General features: G+C 30.2%; 19 protein-coding genes. 9 read left to right on the top strand and 10 right to left on the bottom strand.

Annotation, left to right across the window (positions count from 1 at the left end):
* Position 1 precedes the first annotated feature (1 nt).
* From G9F72_RS04450 to G9F72_RS04440, 3 genes are all read right to left on the bottom strand, one after another.
* Positions 2–760, bottom strand: a complete 759-nt coding sequence (locus G9F72_RS04450; RefSeq protein WP_164959335.1) for an ABC transporter ATP-binding protein — start codon at positions 758–760, stop codon at positions 2–4.
* A 123-nt stretch (positions 761–883) separates the two neighbouring features.
* On the bottom strand, positions 884–2,314 hold the full coding sequence (locus tag G9F72_RS04445; protein WP_164959334.1) for an ATP-binding protein: 1,431 nt from the start codon (positions 2,312–2,314) through the stop codon (positions 884–886).
* On the bottom strand, positions 2,304–3,011 hold the full coding sequence (locus G9F72_RS04440; RefSeq protein ID WP_164959333.1) for a response regulator transcription factor: 708 nt from the start codon (positions 3,009–3,011) through the stop codon (positions 2,304–2,306). The genes G9F72_RS04445 and G9F72_RS04440 overlap by 11 nt, the downstream gene beginning before the upstream one ends.
* Before the next feature lie 321 nt (positions 3,012–3,332).
* Here G9F72_RS04440 and G9F72_RS04435 point away from each other — a divergent pair, with 321 nt between their 5' ends.
* From G9F72_RS04435 to G9F72_RS27335, 5 genes are all read left to right on the top strand, one after another.
* Entirely contained in the window at positions 3,333–4,526 is a 1,194-nt protein-coding gene (locus tag G9F72_RS04435) for a sensor histidine kinase (RefSeq protein WP_164959332.1), read from the top strand.
* Positions 4,519–5,166 carry a response regulator gene (locus G9F72_RS04430; protein ID WP_164959331.1) on the top strand — a complete coding sequence of 216 codons (648 nt, stop codon included), beginning with the start codon at positions 4,519–4,521 and terminating at the stop codon, positions 5,164–5,166. The genes G9F72_RS04435 and G9F72_RS04430 overlap by 8 nt, the downstream gene beginning before the upstream one ends.
* Before the next feature lie 96 nt (positions 5,167–5,262).
* Positions 5,263–6,393 carry an FtsX-like permease family protein gene (locus G9F72_RS04425; RefSeq protein WP_164959330.1) on the top strand — a complete coding sequence of 377 codons (1,131 nt, stop codon included), beginning with the start codon at positions 5,263–5,265 and terminating at the stop codon, positions 6,391–6,393.
* Positions 6,394–6,395: 2 nt separating this feature from the next.
* Positions 6,396–7,082: an ABC transporter ATP-binding protein gene (locus G9F72_RS04420; RefSeq protein WP_164959329.1), complete on the top strand. Its 687-nt coding sequence runs from the start codon at positions 6,396–6,398 to the stop codon at positions 7,080–7,082.
* Between the two features lie 23 nt (positions 7,083–7,105).
* The gene (locus G9F72_RS27335) at positions 7,106–8,200 is read left to right on the top strand and encodes an ABC transporter permease (protein ID WP_224675955.1); all 1,095 of its coding nucleotides are present in this window, start codon (positions 7,106–7,108) and stop codon (positions 8,198–8,200) included.
* Positions 8,201–8,429: 229 nt separating this feature from the next.
* Here G9F72_RS27335 and G9F72_RS04410 read toward each other — a convergent pair whose 3' ends face one another.
* The 4 genes from G9F72_RS04410 to G9F72_RS04395 all read right to left on the bottom strand — a co-directional run bounded on the left by G9F72_RS04410 (position 8,430) and on the right by G9F72_RS04395 (position 11,873).
* Positions 8,430–9,167: a class I SAM-dependent methyltransferase gene (locus G9F72_RS04410; RefSeq protein WP_164959327.1), complete on the bottom strand. Its 738-nt coding sequence runs from the start codon at positions 9,165–9,167 to the stop codon at positions 8,430–8,432.
* Between the two features lie 110 nt (positions 9,168–9,277).
* Positions 9,278–10,159 carry an ornithine carbamoyltransferase gene (locus G9F72_RS04405; RefSeq protein WP_164959326.1) on the bottom strand — a complete coding sequence of 294 codons (882 nt, stop codon included), beginning with the start codon at positions 10,157–10,159 and terminating at the stop codon, positions 9,278–9,280.
* Positions 10,160–10,202: 43 nt separating this feature from the next.
* Positions 10,203–10,946, bottom strand: a complete 744-nt coding sequence (locus tag G9F72_RS04400; RefSeq protein ID WP_164959325.1) for a GNAT family N-acetyltransferase — start codon at positions 10,944–10,946, stop codon at positions 10,203–10,205.
* On the bottom strand, positions 10,947–11,873 hold the full coding sequence (locus tag G9F72_RS04395; RefSeq protein WP_164959324.1) for an ArsR/SmtB family transcription factor: 927 nt from the start codon (positions 11,871–11,873) through the stop codon (positions 10,947–10,949).
* Between the two features lie 286 nt (positions 11,874–12,159).
* On the opposite strand from G9F72_RS04395, the gene G9F72_RS04390 reads away from it, so the two are divergent.
* A complete protein-coding gene (locus G9F72_RS04390) occupies positions 12,160–12,735 on the top strand; it encodes a PadR family transcriptional regulator (RefSeq protein ID WP_164959323.1) in 576 nt (191 codons plus the stop codon).
* A gap of 3 nt (positions 12,736–12,738) precedes the next feature.
* Entirely contained in the window at positions 12,739–14,244 is a 1,506-nt protein-coding gene (locus tag G9F72_RS04385) for an MDR family MFS transporter (protein ID WP_164959322.1), read from the top strand.
* A 112-nt stretch (positions 14,245–14,356) separates the two neighbouring features.
* On the opposite strand, the gene G9F72_RS04380 is transcribed toward G9F72_RS04385, so the two are convergent.
* On the bottom strand, positions 14,357–14,683 hold the full coding sequence (locus G9F72_RS04380; RefSeq protein ID WP_164959321.1) for a hypothetical protein: 327 nt from the start codon (positions 14,681–14,683) through the stop codon (positions 14,357–14,359).
* A gap of 511 nt (positions 14,684–15,194) precedes the next feature.
* Here G9F72_RS04380 and G9F72_RS04375 point away from each other — a divergent pair.
* A complete protein-coding gene (locus G9F72_RS04375; protein WP_164959320.1) occupies positions 15,195–15,863 on the top strand; it encodes a YczE/YyaS/YitT family protein in 669 nt (222 codons plus the stop codon).
* Between the two features lie 561 nt (positions 15,864–16,424).
* Here the strand turns inward: G9F72_RS04375 and G9F72_RS04370 are convergent.
* Positions 16,425–17,486: an NADH:flavin oxidoreductase gene (locus tag G9F72_RS04370; RefSeq protein ID WP_164959319.1), complete on the bottom strand. Its 1,062-nt coding sequence runs from the start codon at positions 17,484–17,486 to the stop codon at positions 16,425–16,427.
* 311 nt (positions 17,487–17,797) lie between these two features.
* Positions 17,798–18,529, bottom strand: coding sequence for an MBL fold metallo-hydrolase (locus tag G9F72_RS04365; RefSeq protein ID WP_164959318.1), 732 nt, complete (start codon positions 18,527–18,529; stop codon positions 17,798–17,800).
* Positions 18,530–18,763: 234 nt separating this feature from the next.
* On the opposite strand from G9F72_RS04365, the gene G9F72_RS04360 reads away from it, so the two are divergent.
* On the top strand, positions 18,764–19,432 hold the full coding sequence (locus G9F72_RS04360; RefSeq protein ID WP_187356104.1) for a hypothetical protein: 669 nt from the start codon (positions 18,764–18,766) through the stop codon (positions 19,430–19,432).
* Positions 19,433–19,451: the final 19 nt, after the last annotated feature.

Genomic DNA, 19,451 nt, shown 5'->3' with positions numbered 1-19,451 from the left:
ACTACCACCCCTTTTCTGTAAGAAAATCGAATAATGCCTTTTCTCGTTGTTCCCTAGATTTAGCATCAAATTTACCGAATTTCAAATCACCACTTATGCGTCCATCTTTAATAAATAAAACTCTATCTGCTCTAGAGGCAGCCTTTATATCATGAGTAACCATAACTATGCTTTGTCCCTTAGTATTTAACTCTGTTAATATATTTAAAATATTTTCACCTTGAGAAGAGTTTAATGCACCGGTAGGCTCATCTGCAAAAATAACTTTTGGCTGATTTATAAGTGCTCTTGCTATTGCCACCTTTTGCTGTTGGCCACCAGATATTTTTGATGGTACTCTATTTAATTCTTCACTAAGTCCTACGAGATCTAAAAGTTCCACTACTCTTTCATCTACTTTTTTTCTATCCTTATTTACTAAATATCCTGAAATAGCTATATTTTCAAAAATAGATAAGCTTGGTACTAAATTAATTCCTTGAAATACAAAGCCTATGCTCTTCCTTCTAAAATTGGCCATAGATTTTTCTTTAAGTTTATTAATAATTAAATCTTGAAAACATACCTCACCAGAGGTTATAGCATCAAGACCACTTAAAAGATATAACAATGTTGATTTCCCAGAGCCAGAACTTCCCATTATAACTGTAAAATCACCTTCATATATCTCCAAGTTAATATTTTTTATTGCATGATAGCTTTCACTATCGCTAATATAAGTTTTGCATAGATCCACAGTCTTTATAATCATATTTTTCATTTACCATATCTCCTAAAAATAAATTATAGGATTTTTTATATATTTCCTATAATTTAATATTAAACACCATAGCTTAGCTAACTCTTAGCTATTTATTAAGAATTTATTAATTTTCCATTACACCTATATAGGTATAGTAAAAGAAAACTCACTTCCCTCATCTTCAATGCTCACTACATTAATAATTCCACCATGTTTCTCTACAATATATTTACATATAGAAAGCCCCAGTCCAGCTCCTCCAAAATCTCTGCTCCTTGATTTTTCTCCTCTATAAAACTTTTCAAATATAAAAGGCAGATCTCTTTGTGATATACCAAACCCACTATCTTTAACTATTATTTTTAAATACTTACCCTCTATCTCTGTACTAAAATATATATTTCCACCTTCTGGCGTATATTTTATAGCATTTTGTATAAGATTCATTATAACTTGTTCAATTCTTATTTTATCTACAGAAATAATTACATTAGAAGTAGGCTCTTTAATATAAAGCACTATAGATTTTTTTTGCGCTTCCAGCACCATAGGTTGTACTATTTTATTTAAAAATTCTCCACTATAGCTTTCAGTAAAAACCATCTTAAGCTCACCGAGTTCTGCTTGAGAATGTTGAAATAAATCATTTATTAAATCTATTAAACTATCAGTTTTTTTAGCTATAACAGAAATATACTTATTTCTCTTTTCCGCGTCTACAGCTAATCCACTTTTTAGTCCATCCACGTAAGCTTTTATAGAAGCTATGGGTGTACGAAGATCATGAGAAACACAAGCTATAAGCTCTTTCCTGCTTCTTTCTAATTCTTGAGCTTTATCTAAAGCTGTTTTTAACTCGTCTCTCATAAACTCAAAATTATTACAAAACTGCCCCAGCTCTGTATTATTTCTATACTTTATTTTTTTATCATAATTACCTAAAGTTATACTGTCTGTGGCATCTTTTAACTCTCCTAAAGGCTTTATAAAGTCTCTTGTTATTTTGTAGTAAAGAAAAATAACTATAAATACTGTAAATATAAATCCTATGATAACAGGTATCAAACCATAAAAAACTGATAATCTTTCAGGCAGAGTAAAATCCCCTTTAGAATTAACAACAAAAATGCTATTACCTATTTGTTTGCCCTTTATAACTAAAGGTATAGTAAATTTAACCTTTCCTGATTGTTCCCTAATAAAATTTTTATCATAGGAAATATTACTCTTAATATCTATATAAATATTACTTTTGTCTAATTTTATATTTTTAGAATCAAATACTACTTTTCCTTCTAAATCAATTATTATTAAGTTCCCTTTTATTTCATTAATTTTAGATAAAACAGTGGATATAACTTGTTCTTTATTTTGGAGTAAGTCCTCATAATTATCTTCTATATAATTTACTATGCTACTCGTTGATATTCTTTGATCATTAAGTACAAAACTATTTTTACTACTCTTATCTATAGCCTTAGTAAAAGCAATTGATAAACTGCTACTTAAAATGAATATTAAAAGTGCTAATATAAGGCTAATATTTAAAATCTTTTTAAAATTACCGTTCATAACACTCACCATCAAATTTATATCCAACACCCCATACTGTTTTTATATATACAGGTTCTGAAGGACTGTCTTCTATTTTTTCTCTTATTTTCCTTATGTGTACCGTAACTGTATTTGTATCACCATATTCTTCAAAACCCCAAATTTGATTAAAGAGTTGTTCCCTTGTAAAAACTTGACTCGGATGATGGGCCATGTAACTTAATACCTCAAACTCCTTTGCCGCTAAGTTAACAATTTTTGAATTTACATAGACAGCATAGGCCTTATCATCTATAACTAATCTTCCAAAGGTTAGAACGACCCGTTCCTCTACAGGCATTGAAAATTGTGTATATCTCCTTAATTGCGCCTTCACCCTAGCTATAAGCTCCATAGTGTCAAAAGGTTTCATTATGTAATCATCAGCACCTAACCCAAGACTTATAACCTTATCAGTATTGCTACTTTTTGCACTAAGCATAAGTATGGGTACATTAGAAATAGATCTTATAGTTCTGCAAATCTCCATGCCATCCACAAAGGGAAGCATTATATCTAATATTACCAGTTGAGGCTTTTCCCTTTTAAAGCATAATAAACCTTCTTGCCCATTCACTGCACTGTAAACCTTGAATCCTTCTGCCTTTAAAAAGTCACCTACTATCTCTGAAAGTTCAACCTCATCATCAATTATCAATATTTTCTCTCCTGACATATTTCTCACCTTCTTTTTTATTTTCCAACCAATCTCACTTCTTTCATGCTCTTTTACTTAATAATCTTTTTAGTTTACTTTACTTGTTTATAGTATTAAATATATTTTATTTAAGTTCCCACTAACTATGGTTCTACATTAATTCCCAATTCCCTCTATAATACTTATTTTAAATGAATTATGGAAATATGATACAATAGTGTTAATATTTTTATAAAAATAGAATATTTTATTTTTTATATGTTAATATATAGTTACTATTTAGATATAGGCATCTTCAATAAACTAAAAAGTCAAAGATGCTTTAAAGGGTGAAGATATATGAAAAAGGATTTAGATGACTATTTAGTAATTCTGGCCTATGTGATTTTAACCTTAGGACTTTTATTATGTGCAATGGAAAATATAGAAAGGCCTTGGTATGCAATATTCATCTCACTTGCGATTATTATTTCCTTTACATTGAAGGAGCTTTTTTATTACTATATTGAAGACAATAATAAGGTATACCTATTGTTATTTTTTATAGAGATATTAATTATTCTTCTACTAAGCTTTGTTTCGAAGGGTAGAAGTTTTGAATTGTTTTATATTGTAGTTATGTACCAAGTAGTTTTTAATTTTAAAAGAGGATTCTATATTTCCATTTCTATAGTAGTTTATTTATTGTGCTTACTAAGCAATTTTATTAAATTCGGAAATCTTGAGTATAGTAGTTTTGTAAGCTCTGAAATACTTGATTTTTTTGCCTTTGCTATGATTTTTACTATATTATGTTTACTAAAATATATAGATTCAATAAATAAAAATCTTGAAGCCACCAAAAACAGTTTAAGTATTAAAAACCTTGAACTTACAAATGCTAATGAAAATATTAAACATGCCTATAAAAAGAATGAGGAATATTTAATTATTGAGGAAAGAAATAAAATGGCCCGGGAAATACATGATACCGTTGGTCATACATTAACTACTGCCTTGGTAGAGATGGAAGTTTGTAGCATTTTGTTAAACGATAATGTGGACAAGGCTTCCGAAAAAATTAATTCTGCTATAAGTCAAGTTAGAAAAGGCTTGTTTGAGGTTAGAAGTTCAGTAAGTGCCTTAAAAAAAGAAGAAGATATTGACTATTCCAAGGAAATTTTAGAGCTTATTTCTAACACAATTTCACATACTGAAGTTGTAATACACCATGCGATAGATGATTTTCATAAAGAAGACAATGAAGTCAAGAAGTGTATTTATAGAGCCTTACAGGAAGGTTTAACAAATGGAATTCGTCATGGAGGCGCGAATGCATTTGTGTTTAAACTTAAATATAGTGAGCATGGATTATTATTCTCCTTGGAGGATAATGGCAAAGGCTGTTCTCAGATAAAAAAAGGTTTTGGTATTAAAGCAATGGAGGACAGGGTTAATGAAGTAAAAGGAGAATTGAACATAATATCAGATTCAAATGAGGGATTTAATATATACATTATTTTCAATAAAAATGAGGTGAAAATTTATGATTAAGGTAATAGTTATAGATGATCAAAGTTTAATGAGAGATGGTCTTGAGATAATACTAAACTCAGACTCAGACCTTAAAGTAGTTGCATGTGGTGAAAATGGAAAAGAAGCAATTGAACTTTCTGAAAGGTTTATACCTGATTTAGTTTTAATGGATTTAAGGATGCCAATAATGGGTGGAGTTGAAGCTACAAAAATAATCAAAAATAATCTTCCTAATGTGAAAATATTGCTACTAACTACCTTTGAGGATGAAAAGGATATTATAGAAGCTATGAATTCAGGCGCTTCAGGTTATATTTTTAAGGATATAGAAAAGGTTAAGCTTATTGAATCCATTAAGGAATGTGCCAAAGGTAGCTTTATAATGCCTTCAAAAGTGGCAGCAGTTCTAGCAAAACATGCAGTAAATAAAAAACAACAAGCTCCTTTAAAAGAGAAATTTAAGGTGTTGAATCTAACAGATAGAGAAATAGAGATAGCTGTTATGATTACGCAGGGTTTCACCAATAGACAAATAGCCTCAGCGCTTTATATTACAGATGGTACTGTTAAAAATTATGTAAGTTCTATTTATAGTAAAACTGGAATAAATGATAGGATAAAGTTAGCTTTGTTTTTCAAGGAAAAGGGAGCAATATAAATTCATATTACCGCGGTCATAGGTAGCTATGACTGCGGTAACTTTTTTTACAGAAAATAGTTTGGTAGAATTATCCTAGGAAAAGGAGTGAAGAGAATGAATAAACCCTTAAGTTATTATTTATATTTTAAAAGTAATAAAAAGAAAACCTTAGGTATGGTCTTATCTATTGCATTTTCTATTCTATTAATTGGTGTAATTCAAATGTTTTCAGATAATATGTCAGATACCTATTATAGGAATTTAACAAAATTAAATTATATTTCTACTATAAGTTCAACAAAAGGAAGACTTCCTAAAGAAACTATGGAAAGTATAAAAAATAACAGTACAGTGGATAAGTTAATAATAGTTAATACTTATCGTTATAGCATAGTTAATATTATTGGTGCTTCCGCAGGTTATACAGGGTATTATATGGACGAAAAAGATATACCAGTTCTAATGGATAGAATGGGTATGAAGCTTAATGATGGTACCCTCTTAAAAAATGATGAGAAAAAAATTATTATAAATTCAAATATAGCTAGAGCAACCGACAGGGATATTGGAGGTTATATGGGTAATGAAGTTAGTAATATGGATAATTTCAAAGGTAAATATGAGATAAAAGGAATCATTAAAGGTGATAATATAATCTCATTCATTGCAAAATCTAAAGAGAAAATTGCAAGTAACAATGAACAATTTGAAGAGTATTTATTACTTCCTAAAGAAGGAAAGTTAGAGGAAATGAATAGCTTTTTAAAAGGACTTCCAAAGGATAACATTAAACTTCTAACTTACCAGGATATATTACAAGAAAGAAAATCTGATGATGAAGGCATGAATACAATTTTTAATATTTTAATAATTATCATAATTTTAGTTTTATCAGTGTCCCTTGGTAACTCCTCCTATATTCATTACTTTCAAAGAAGGAGCGAATTCGGATTATTAAAGGCTATAGGACAAGGCGAGGATAAAATAATCTTAAGAATGATAAAAGAAATTAGTATTTCATCAGCTCTAGGTCTTGCTGTTGGGTTGATGCTACTGCTGATTTTTAAAGGTATTGGAAATACCTTCTACACCTATCCTAAAGGGTTAAGCTTGTTTCAAATAAATGTTCAATTGATACCAAAAATAATAGCAATACCAATTTTCATCTGTATATTTTCAATAATTCCAGTTTCAAGATTACTTGTAAAAATAGAACCAATTTCCATTATAGAGAGGGTGGGTTAGAGATGATTAAAATTGAAAATGTAAATTTAATATATGATATTGGAAAAGAAACAGAAACTTATGCCCTGAAAAATATAGATTTGAATATAAGAGAGAATAAATTCTATGGAATATTAGGTCCTTCAGGTAGTGGTAAGAGTTCACTATTATATATTTTAAGCGGACTTAAAAAACCAAGTTCAGGAAAGGCTTTGTATAATGGAGATGATCTTAATAAAATTAAAAACAAAGAACTTTCAATTATTAGAAGTAATGACTTTGGTTTTGTATTTCAAAGACATTTTCTTTTAGATTATCTAACCTCTCTTCAAAATGTGCTAGTGCCACTAAATTCCAATAGAAATGAAGATATTAATAGAGCTATGTCCTTATTAAAAGATCTAGGGCTTGAAAAAGAAATGAATAAAATGCCCTTTCAGATGTCTGGCGGACAAAGGCAGCGGGTGGCAATTGCAAGAGCTTTAATTAATAAACCAAAAGTAATATTTGCTGACGAAATTACAGCATCCTTGGATCATAAAAATGCCTTTGAAGTAATGAAGATTTTAAAAAAGTATAAGAAAGAAACTACAATAATTGTTGTGACTCACGATGAGAGCATACTAGAAGGTGTGGATGAGATAATTAATATATGGGACGGCTCTATAATTGAAGATAAGAAAAAGCTGGTGAACTCATGCAGCAAGTAAGACCTTTAAATATATTTTTGTATGTGAAAAATAACATAAAGAAATTCATTCCTCAAATATTGGCTGTAATGCTGGGAGTTTTTCTAGTATATTTTGTGTGTATTTTAGGCGGTGGAATAAAATTTGGTATTAAAGATAATATTGTTACTCCCTTGGAAAAGCTTTCCTTAGTATGGATTACTGATACAAAAGTGGAGCAAGGGAAGTTTTATAAGGAAATGAGCCAAGATAAAGATGTAGAAAAAATTATATTTACTGAGGATGTTAGACAGATACAAACTAAACTAATAGCCCAAAGTGCTGGTACTTTTGTGTTTTATCCAGAAGCTGTGGATATAAAATTTATTATGGATAAATTGAATTTCAAATTAGTACAGGGTAAAATTCCAGAAAACAATAATGAACTATGTATTAATAGTAATTTTGCAAAAAGTAATAATTTGAATTTAGGAGATAGTTATGGCTCTGATGTAGATGAAAAACATCAGTTAAATGGAATCTATAAAATCGTAGGAATATATTCGGGTAAATTCACAGTTACTTTCTGCTCTAGAGATTTTGCTGAAGTCAAAAAAAATAATTCAGGTCAGGCATTCTTAGTAATACCTAAAGAGGGTAAGTTAGATAAGGTAAATAGTAAAATAGAGTTGTATAAAAATATTAAGTATGAAAATTTAAATACAATGAAAAAGTCTACAGATGGATTGTTTCAAATGTTTAATATATTTGCTGTTATTGTACTTGGCTTAACAGTGTTTGTAATAACCTTTACAATTAGCAATATTAATTATATGCACTTATATGATAGGTTAGAGGAATTATCTATATTAGATACATTGGGATACAATAAAATAACAATAGCCTTTAAATTAATAAAAGAATTTACAATAATAATTTTCCTTGGATCTTTACTTGGCATTGTACTTGGTATATTGGGTGGATACATATTTAATGCTATCTACTGTACTCCTAAAGGGTTTCCTGTTGGCATTCTAAATCCTTGGTATATATTAATTAGTTTACTAGTGCCTGTTTTTGTATCTCTTTTTTCTTCTATCCCTGTAATTAGATTTTTACGTAACATGAATACCATTGAGGTGCTTGAGGGGAGATATTAGTGGTGCCACCCAAGTGGCATGTTAAGCAAAGAAAAGTACTGGTAAAAGGGCTTTAGAAATTGCTTGTGGGGATTCGGAATACTGCCGTCAAAACAAAGTTCAAAGTGCATGTCCTCCCGTTTTCCCTGTATATTCACTCTTCGACGGGAATCCTTTATAGATCAATCTACAAAATAATAAAAACAAGGAGCTGACTGTAAAGTTAGCTCCTTATTTGCTTTTAAAATGATTACTTATTTGCAGAAATATATGATGCTTTTGCTTGGTAGCTGATATTCGCCTTCTTTAAATCTTCATTTAGCCTCTCTATTCCTCTATTAATAGCTTCCTGCGATATCAGGTTAAACATTGAATACCCCTGCGTTTCTGCAATTTTAATTAATTTTTCACCAGCTTCTTCTTCATAGCCTATATCAAGATTATCCGCCTTAATGCTATGAAATCCGTTATCCTTCATAGCTTCAAATATCTCTTCTGTGGATTGATACCTTTCAAGCTCCACCTCTAAGGTCTCTGGAAAATACTTTGTAGTAAGTCTGTTTTTTATGTTTTCATAGCTATCCGTAAAAATAAAAATTTTTCCCTCTTTTTTTAATATCCTATATATATTCTTAAGCATGGTATTTATGTCTTTAATATGATGTAAAACATCCACCATATAAATGACGTCAAAATAATTATCTTCAAAACCCTCTAAGGTACCTGCATCTCCTTTAATAAAATTAATCTTAGAACCCTTTGCTTCTGCCTTCTCAAGCATACCTTCAGATTGATCCATTCCATATACCTGCGCTTCTGTACACTTAGAGATGGTAACCGCATAATTGCCCGTGCCACAACCTATTTCTAGAACTGTTGAATTACAATTTATTTTCCCTTCCTCTATGATCCTTCTAATTGTAACCATATCTTCTTCTCTAACTAAGTCGTAAATTTTACATGTTTCATTATAGTTTATTTTTTCCATAAAGCTCCCCACCCTATTTATTAATTTTTTATTACCCCTTAAATCATCACCTGCGCAACTGTTCATCATCTTCGAAGCTGCACAATGTTTATTATATCTTGTTCAATATTCTATCTCATTGTTTTTACCAATATAGCCTTCTGCATATGAAACAAATTTTCCTTTATTTTATACCCAATAAAATGCTCTGAATTAATAACCTCCTCTGTTACCTCATTACCTCTAGTAAATGGAGGGCAAGGGTTTACTATACAATTTTTATTAGCTAGCTTTAGTACCTCTAAATTTATTTGGTAAGGCATAAATTTTTCCTGAACCTCTTCTCCAGAAGGCCAACCATCCGTAAGAATAATGTCTGCATTTTTTATTCCCATTTCAATGTCATTAGTTACTTCCACTGTTCCCTTAGAATTTTCAGCTGCAAAATCAAAAATATCCCTACTTACTTCGTAACCAACTGGGCATATTTGAGTAATATTTAAATCTAATCTACCTGCTACTTCAAACCAGGTATTTGAAATATTAGCTCCCTCACCAATGAAAACAAATTTCAAGCTTGATAAATCCTTTCTTAGCTCTCTTATCCTGTGCAAATCTCCTAATATCTCGCAGGGGTGAAATTTTTTAGACATAGCATTTATCACTGGGAATTCTGCTAATTCTGTTATCCTTTCAATTACTTTCTGCTCTGGATGTCTAATTACTAAACAATCTATCCAGCAGTTAAGGTATCCCACTATATCCTCTAGCAAATATTTACCCTCAAAATTCAGAGGAAAATTAATTGCCTGTGCGCCTAATTGAAATATACCTGTTTCAAAGGACAATTTTGTAATTAAGCTTGTTGGAGGAAATGAAGTTATAATTGTTTTTCCTGATAACGGTTTATACTCTATACCATTTTTATTTTTTATCTTTAGTTCATCAGTAAAATCTATTAAATCTATTATTTCATCCCTTGATAGCTTGTTAATACTTGTTATATTTTTCATATTTCTCTCACAACTCCTAACTGTTATTATCCTTTAAAAAACATTAAACTTGTTTTTCCTTAACCCTATACCAATATTTATATGCTTCTTTAAAGCCTATATTTGAATAAAGCTTTAAAGCTGGTGGATTATTCAGCATCACCTGAAGATATGCCTTCTTAGCTCCAGCCTCATCCCCTAGCTTCAATAGATTTAACACAAGCTCTCTACCATATCCTTTGTTTCTATAATCTTTATCCACAACAATATCATATATTCCAATAAACTCCTTATCCAATACACCTAATCCACAGCCAATACTCTTACCCTCTACCTGCAATAAAATAAAATATTTTTGGGGTATAATATTTTCAAGCATACTTTGCAATATAGCTTTGTTCTTATCTGAAATATTGTCTATTGAACAGAAATAATTTAGCCACTCCTCATTAATATCACTACTGCATATTATATTTTCATTTGTAGACTCAGATATATCATCTATCTCTAATACCTGCAAACTAGTAGTAGCATCTATTCTATACTGTAAACCCTCCAATACTGAATCTAGATTGCTTGGATAAACATTAGGTGTTATTTTATAAATTACATCTAAATTTCTTGAACTGTAAATCTTCTCACATTTTTTTATCTTTTGATTTATGTTTTCATTTGAAAAATACAATGGGTTAATTGAATTTGCCCTTCTGGCATAACCATCTGCAAATCTTAACACCCAGCCATCATATACCATGTTTTGTAATGCTGGGAATGCATTAAGTGACATCTCTTCAATATCTCGTATCATTTAAATCTCCTCCTCTTTTATGTAATTAAAAATCATTTTAAAGGACTGATCTATTTCCTTTATATTTAGTGAGTAATATATGGAATTTCCCTCTTGAGAAAATATGTCCACTAAGCCAGCATCCTTAAATAATTTGAAGTGCCTGGATATTGTAGATGAATTAATATTTAGCTTTTCTGCAATTTCAGCTGTACTATAGTTTCCTGTTGAAAGTATCTTCAGCATTTTAAGTCTTGTTCTATCATTAAAAGCAAGGGTTTTTAAAAGAAGCATATCTGATGGCTCTATAGGCTGATACTCAAAAGAGTTTATAGATATATAGAATAAATAATCTGTACCATTGTACCAAAAGGTAAGATTTCTACTTGCAAAAATGGAAGGCATAATAATAATATTAGTAATTTCATTAATATTTACCTTATGATCAGGCTTAATGAAAAATTTCAATGTATTTTCATCCTCTTTTTTTATTCTGTCAGAGATACTTAATAAATAATTAACCGCTTGCTGCTCATCAATTTTATTTGATATTTCTATAACCTTGTCAAATATATTCTTATTATTTTTAGCTATTTCACTGTTAAAATGATTTTGATAAAGTTTTTTAAAACTTTCGGAGGCTTCCTTAATGTTTACATTTGATTTTTGATTTTTTATTAACAATTCAGGTGATTTAGTAATATTAAGAATTATTTCCTCTATACTTGCTGTACTATGTAAAGTAACATCAATAAGCTTTTCTAGCACCTCAAGCCATCCGGTAGTAGCTTCTCCAAAGCTATAAATAAATTCCTTTTCCTCTTCAGTCATTTTATGATAAATGTTATCCAAGCTACCTATATAAGGTTTAAATCGTTCCCCACAATAGAGCTGTCTAAAAGCCAATGCCATATCCAATACAGGATAATACCCAATCTTTATATTCAATACAATCACCCCTTACTATATACCGTGCATTGTTGTGCATCTATGCATAGTATATTCTTATATCTTCAAATTGTCAATATAAGTAAATAAAGAAATATAGCATGGAAAATAAATATGAATCTTGAGAGGTGTTAATGCTTATCGGTCTTTCATTTTTTCAAGATAATCAATATGTCATTGTTGACATATAAATAAAATTAGTGTATTATATTAAATGTAATCATATGTCACTAATGACATACAACGGTGTGAAAAAAAAGTAATATTGTATATGGGGATGATATTTATGAACAAATTATCTTATGGCCTTCTAAGTCTATTATCAACTGAACCAATGACAGGTTATGATTTAACGTCGAAGATTAATAAATTCTGGCGCTCTACTCACAGTGCTATCTATCCTTTGCTTTCAGAATTAGAAGAAAACAAGTACGTTGAATTTATATTGAAAAAGCAAGATGGTAAGCCTGATAAAAAGATATATAACTTAACAGTTCAGGGGAAGGAGTTTTTACGCAAATGGTTCATTTCTGAAACAAGTGACGCCGTTGTTAGAGATGAAATGACGTTAAAATTATATTGCATTCAATATATGGATACTGAAGCAGTAGAAAAACTTCTTAATGAACTTGAGACAAGATATAAGAAAAAAATTGAAGTATATAAAAACTCTATAGAAAAAATCAGACTCAAATTCAGTGAGAATTCCAGAGGTGTACCCCCATTTGGTGCTTATGTATTGACTCAAAGGATTTTGAATGAGGCTATATTAGACCTTAAATGGTGTGACTGGATTAGAGATGTATATAAAAACAATTATTGCAATTTTTTAGATCAAAATTTTAAAGATGAAGGAAGATAATTAATGAAAGAAAGAGTTTTAGAAGAAAAGTTTGTTAATAAAGATATTCATGGAAAAGAGTACAGCAGAATGCTGCTTATAATTGCAATGATGATTGGATCATTTGTTTCAATCTTAAACCAGACAGTACTGTCTACTGCATTACCGCAGATAATGGAATTTTTTAATATAACCGCAAGTACAGGACAGTGGTTAACAACGGCATTTATGCTTGTTAATGCAATAATGATTCCTCTAACAGTGTTGTTACTTGAGAAAATCTCAACTAAAAAATTATTTATGTTTTCTATGTTTATGTTTGGAATTGGAACTATTATATGTGCCTTCTCTTCAAGTTTTGAAGTCCTTCTTATCGGAAGAATAATTCAAGCTGTTGGAGCAGGAATAACGGCGCCTTTAATAAGTACTGTACTTCTCTTAATTTTCCCACCTGAAAAGAGGGGTTCAGCAATGGGTCTTTACGGTTTGGTTGTATGCTTTGCCCCTGCTATAGGACCTACTTTAGCAGGATTGATTATTGATAAATGGAACTGGCATTACTTATTCTATATGTTAATTCCTATTATAGTATTAGATATAATTTTTACAGCTTTCTTTATGAAGGATGTTATACCATTAAGAAATCCTAAAATAGACTTCCTATCCATTATTCTATCAACAGTAGGATTTGGAGCAATGTTGTTTGGCTTTAGTAGTGCTGGAAATAAAGGTTGGTCTGATATTAGCGTTATTGGAACTATAATTATAGGAATAGTTGTAATTGCTTTATTTGTATGGCGCCAGCTTGCAATGGAAACCCCAATGCTTGAAATGCGTGTTTTTAAATCAAGAACCTTCACAATGACAACTATAATAGGTAGTATTTTAAGTATAGTTTCCATTGGAGCAGGTATTATGGTACCGATTTTCCTTCAATCTATTCTTGGAAAATCAGCTTTTACTAGTGGCTTAGTACTTTTGCCAGGTGCATTAATAATGGCAGTTATGATGCTTATATCTGGCCGTCTATTTGATAAGCATGGTGTAAAAAAGTTAGCTATACCTGGCATTATTCTATTGGTTATTGGAACTTTACCTTTTGTAAATTTGAATAGGAATACATCCATTATGTCAATTACTCTGCTATATGCAATTCGATATATTGGAATCGCACTTGCTATAATGCCATTACAAACAGCCGCAATGAATGCGCTGCCAGATAAACTGTTGGCACATGGATCTGCAGTTGTTAATACAGCAAAACAAGTAGCAGGGGCTCTTGGCACTGCAATGCTTATAACTGTAATGTCTAATGTATCTGCTTCTAATGCTCCAGTTAAAGCTCTGGCTAAAACAAACATGGAACTTTATAAGTCAGTAATGTTGGATGCTGCATTGAAAGGTATGAATACAACCTTTATGGTAGTTACAGGGATAGCTGTACTATGTTTAGTTATATCATTCTTCTTAAATGATAAAAAGCAAAACAGTGATATTATAAAAAATGATACCGAACAACAAGTTGCATAACTGCAAAATGCCTAGATGAAAATTGGGGACAGCTATCAATTATCTGCTAAAAAGCGAACATTGACAGCCGTCCCCATTTAATAATTTTAGCCTTGATCTCTTATGTTTTAGTCTATTTTTTTATTATTACGTCATACAAAATACCGGTTCTTCCTACAGCTACAACATCTAAAGTTAGTAAAGAATGACAGTGCCCTTCTTTACATTCCGGTATGTTTAAGTATTTATGTTTCAGTTCTTCCAAATATCCACACTTGTATTTTTCATCACTTACTAATTCTTGCAACTCATTTATTATGTTATTCTCAAATTCATCCCTGGTGTACTCATTGTATGTACCCATGATTTGAGATTCCCCATATGCCGCCTTTATCCATACCCTAAATACCATCTCTGTACTATATGTATATTTCTTTTTTAACCTATATTTAACTGACATTTAATTTTACACCTCATTAACCTTTCTTTTATTATTTAATTATACTATTTCCGCCTTAAATTGGATATAAAGAAATCTTGTTTTATTTAAAACCTATTGTTTATTTAAAGTCTACAACTATTACAGACTAATGTTTATTAATAATTAAAATAACTTTTGATAAACAGTTTTATAATATATTTTCTTATACTATAATTATCTACAAAAGCAAGTGAAGTATATTCGCACACATAGCATTGCTATTAAATAATCAATATAACACTCTCCATTTTCACCTTTCCTAGCCTCAATCTTTATTATCTATTGTGGCATTTTTGTTTGTTAGTTTAAACATAATTTGTCCACTACATTACCAATTTCGTAACGGGGTCGTGTCAATCGCCTAAATATATACTTGTATAAAAATTTGTATCATTGTATACTTTAAATTGTTGTTTTGGTTAGTTTATAATAAAAACCTTGAAGACATTATAGAGAACGACTATAAAATATAAAGAAAAGGATGTAAAATATGACTAAAAAACTAAATTTAATTAAAAGACTTATTTTATTTTTTATAGGAATGAGTATAATACAGATTGGAGTAGCTTTGTTTTTAAAAACTAATATTGGTTCTGATCCGTTTACTTTATTCACTCAAGGATTAGCATTTTTATTAAAGAAAACACCTGGGAATGCTAATATGATTATTTTATTTGTTTTGTTTTGCATAATACTTTTAGTTGAAAAAACTCGTATAAATATAGGAACAATTATATGTGTGGTTGGAGTAGGACCCATTATTGACCTTGGAGTAAAGGCTGTTTCATTTTTCCCAATTGCATCTTCAAGTATTGTTATAAAAGTACTTTTAGTTGTATTCGGCTGTGTTCTAATTGCAATTGGATTTTCTATACTCTCAGCAAGTAATCTAGGTGTTGCGCCAAATGATATTATTGCATTTATTATAAAAGATAAAACTAAATTAGAATATCGTTGGATTCGTATGGCATTAGATGTTATGTTTTTAATAATAGGCTTTACACTCGGCGGAATATTTGGTATAGGTACAATAATATCTGCTTTGTTAACAGGTCCATGCATACAATTTTGCCTTCCATATGGAGAAAAGTTCGTAAATGCTATTGTTAAAAATCAAGTTGAAGATGAAAATAAAGAAAATGAGTCTTTAGTAGCTTAGTTTAAAATATAACGGTGTCCTGAAATCTGAACTTTTGAAACATCATTAGCAAAAAAAAAGCAGTGGATTTCTGCTTTTTTTTATTTCACATCTATTTAATTTTTCACCCAGTCTGCCGCTGGACATGAGTAAATTACAAGTAATTTACTCTGCTAACTGCTGAGTGGTGCTGAAACTCCCACACTTAAAGGAATGGGGTTCTTGCGTACTAAATAACTTCTATATTAACTCGAAAGTTAATATCACTGATTATTTTCCCCAAGAATTTCACTATCAAGCATCACAATTGACACATTAACGATAGTATATGGCTCATTTCAAAACCTAAGTATATTATATCGTACTAAAATATCCATGTCTAATGGTATATTTTAGTAGTGCTATCCATCCCACACCTAAAGAGAGTGGGCTTTCCGCACAAATTCTGTAATAAATATACAAGGGTTAAGTAAAAATTTGCTCTTCCCAAAATGAGTAAGGCGATGACTGGATGTCATCGCCTTACTAGAAATTATTTGAATATGAACCATTTTAGTAATTAAATTTTTATACTTATTAATATTATTTTTGTTTATTATCTCTCTCAAATATAACTTTCCCTGCACAAACCTTAGTCTGACCAAACCACATACATTTTGCACAATTCAAGCATTTTCCAGTATCTTTGCCTTCTTTGGCATCATTTGCCCAATTAGGATTTATAAGAAATCCTTTAGCAATATCTACAATATCTACATTTGTTTCATTTAATATTTCTTCTGCCATCTCCGCTGAATTAATCCCATTAACTGCAAATACTGGAATCGAAACTTCTTCTTTAATTTTCTCAGCTACATAAACAGCATTAGAGTATTTATACTCCTCATTTACATGCATTTCCTGTTCACTCATAAATCCATAAGAAATATCAAGGAAATCTATTCCGTTTTTTTCTAATACTTTAGCATAATGTATTCCGTCTTCTATCGTTGGTTCAAATCCTCCCAAACGGATTCCAACAATGAATTCTTTTGGTGTTACTTTTCTAATCCCATCTATTATTTCTATAACAAATTTTTCAGGATATTTGCCATATTCATCAGTTCTCTTATTTACTTTTTTGTTTAAAAACTGACTTATTAAATATGCGTGGCATCCATGAAGTTCAACCCCATCATAGCCTGCTTCATAAGCTCTTCTTGTAGCTTCAATATAATCATTTTGTATAGATTTTATATCTTCCCTAGTCATTTCATGTCCAACAACACTTCCAGCATAATTTTTATATTCATAGGGACTTGGACATATTGGGTCTTCTGATATTCCAACAACTCCTGCATGATGAATTTGAATAAATATTGGACAGCTTTCTTCGTGAACTGCATCAACTATACTCTTTAGTCCTTCAATTTGATCATCTTTCCATATTCCAAGCTGCTTTTCTAGTAGTTTACCATCACCATTAACACAGGTAGCTTCTTGAATTATGAGTCCTGCTCCACCTTTAGCCAATTCTTTATAACGTTCTACATTTTCAAATGCTACATATCCATCATCTCTAAATCCAATAACCATGGGAGGAACACAAATACGATTCTTCATTTTTACATTTTTAATACTAAACTCTGTAAATAATTTGTTCAAATTTCCACACCCCTATTTCACTATTTCATTTACTCTTAAATTTTTACAAATGTCATATCTCCATTTATTAAGCCTAATTATAATTTATTATTTTTTCCAACTTCCATAATGAACTCTTGTTTATCAGATCTATCTAATAACTCATTTTTCAGACCATCTGAATATCCTAATGGAATTAACTCAAAGGGTTCAATATTTGTTGTTGGCCAACAGTATTATTTTAAGTGTAATATGAACTTAATGTAAGTACGCACTTTTTTTATCCATAGTTTCAAAAATGATACTAATAGAATACGGAGTTTGGCCTTAATTCACCCTTTATTCACAACAGATAAATTCTTCTCATGTATTTCCCTCATATACTCAGATTCAAAATACATCTCTTTTCCAGTTGATAACCCTTTCAGATATTCAATTGTATTTAATATATCTTGCTCCGTTAAATCTAAAGTATGACCTGCAACAATTTTCCTCGGTCTATAATTTAAATAATTCTCAAGAGTATTTATATATGTGGAGATATCAGCATTTTCAACATAAATGATTGGCTTTTCCAAATTATCACCTACATATAATATCTTATCATTATGGTCAAATATTGAAATGCTATCTGCTGTGTGACCAGGGCTATGAAATAATTCGATACCTTCATTATAGAAACTAATTTTTTCTTTAAAAGTTATATTTGGTAAATGCTTTTCAGCTATACCCATAATATATTTTTTGTTTTCATTTATTTGCATTTCCCATGATTCATTCAATAATTCCCTACACATTTCATGACTTATAATATTTCTGTCTTTAAAACTACAATTCCCCCAAACATGATCCCAATGAAAGTGTGTATTAATTACCACTACTTCTTTATTATTAAGACTGCTGTTTACTCTATTTAGAATGGGCTCCATGCTCTCAGAACCACAGAAAGTATCAATAATAAAAATCTTAGATTCATGTTCAATAAAAAAAACATTTGTTAAATAACTTTCAATACTGTCATAAATATATACTGTAGCATTTTGGCTAATGCTTTGAATATTCATTAATTTACTCCTTTCGCTGCATATTTTTTCTTACTTAACAATATAACTTATTTTTATTCTCACTGTTTGTGCAATTAATGATGTTATTATACATTTTTAAAGTGTGGATGTAAAAGGATATATAAAGTTTTATAAAACTTTTAAAAACTTTTATATTTTTTTTATAATTGCTTTAAAGGAATTTTAAACTCTATCTTTATAATGAACTTATAGTAAAGAAGGAGGTCATTATAAATGAGTAAAATTAAAATATTATATGATGTTTTTAAAACGTTAAAGGACAAAGAGTCATTTAACGGAGATGTTAAAATAGAGGCCATAATGAATGACAAAAAAGTTTTTGACCTATCTAATGAATTTTCTACTAATAAAGAGACTGGACTTACAAAAGCAAAGGTTTCAACTGAGGTAGATTATGAAGATAATAGGTTAAAACATGAAAGTACAACTGAATTTAATTTGAAGGATCATGTCCATCAGCATGGTGGACATGGAATGTGGATGCATGGTAACCATCATGGGTGCGCTAATGGTGGAAATCTAAAGAATAAATTATCACATGTCACTTTTGCACTTGGAGTTCTAAATAATATTAAACAAGAGGAGGATGGTGACAAGACTTTATTGTCTCTAGATTTGAAAGAAATAATACATGAAGCAAAAGAAATGCACCCAGCTCTTCATGATAGATCCTGTGAAGAAATGAAAGAAAACAAGAGTCCTCATCATGCCATTGTTAAAAAGCTTATGGAGATGGAGGCTAATGATGCAACTTTAAAGGTATGGATAAATAAGTCTAATGAAGTAGAAAAAGTTGAGATATTAGCTAATGGAAATAAGAATGTTACGGTGGAAAATCAGTGTAGTGCAAGCTTTAAATTATTATTAAAGTTAGCCTTATAATAAAAATATGGGTGTAAAT

The sequence above is a fragment of the Clostridium estertheticum genome (assembly GCF_011065935.2).
GTDB classification, from domain to species: Bacteria; Bacillota; Clostridia; order Clostridiales; family Clostridiaceae; genus Clostridium_AD; species Clostridium_AD estertheticum_A.
This window is presented reverse-complemented; position numbering and strand designations above follow the sequence as displayed.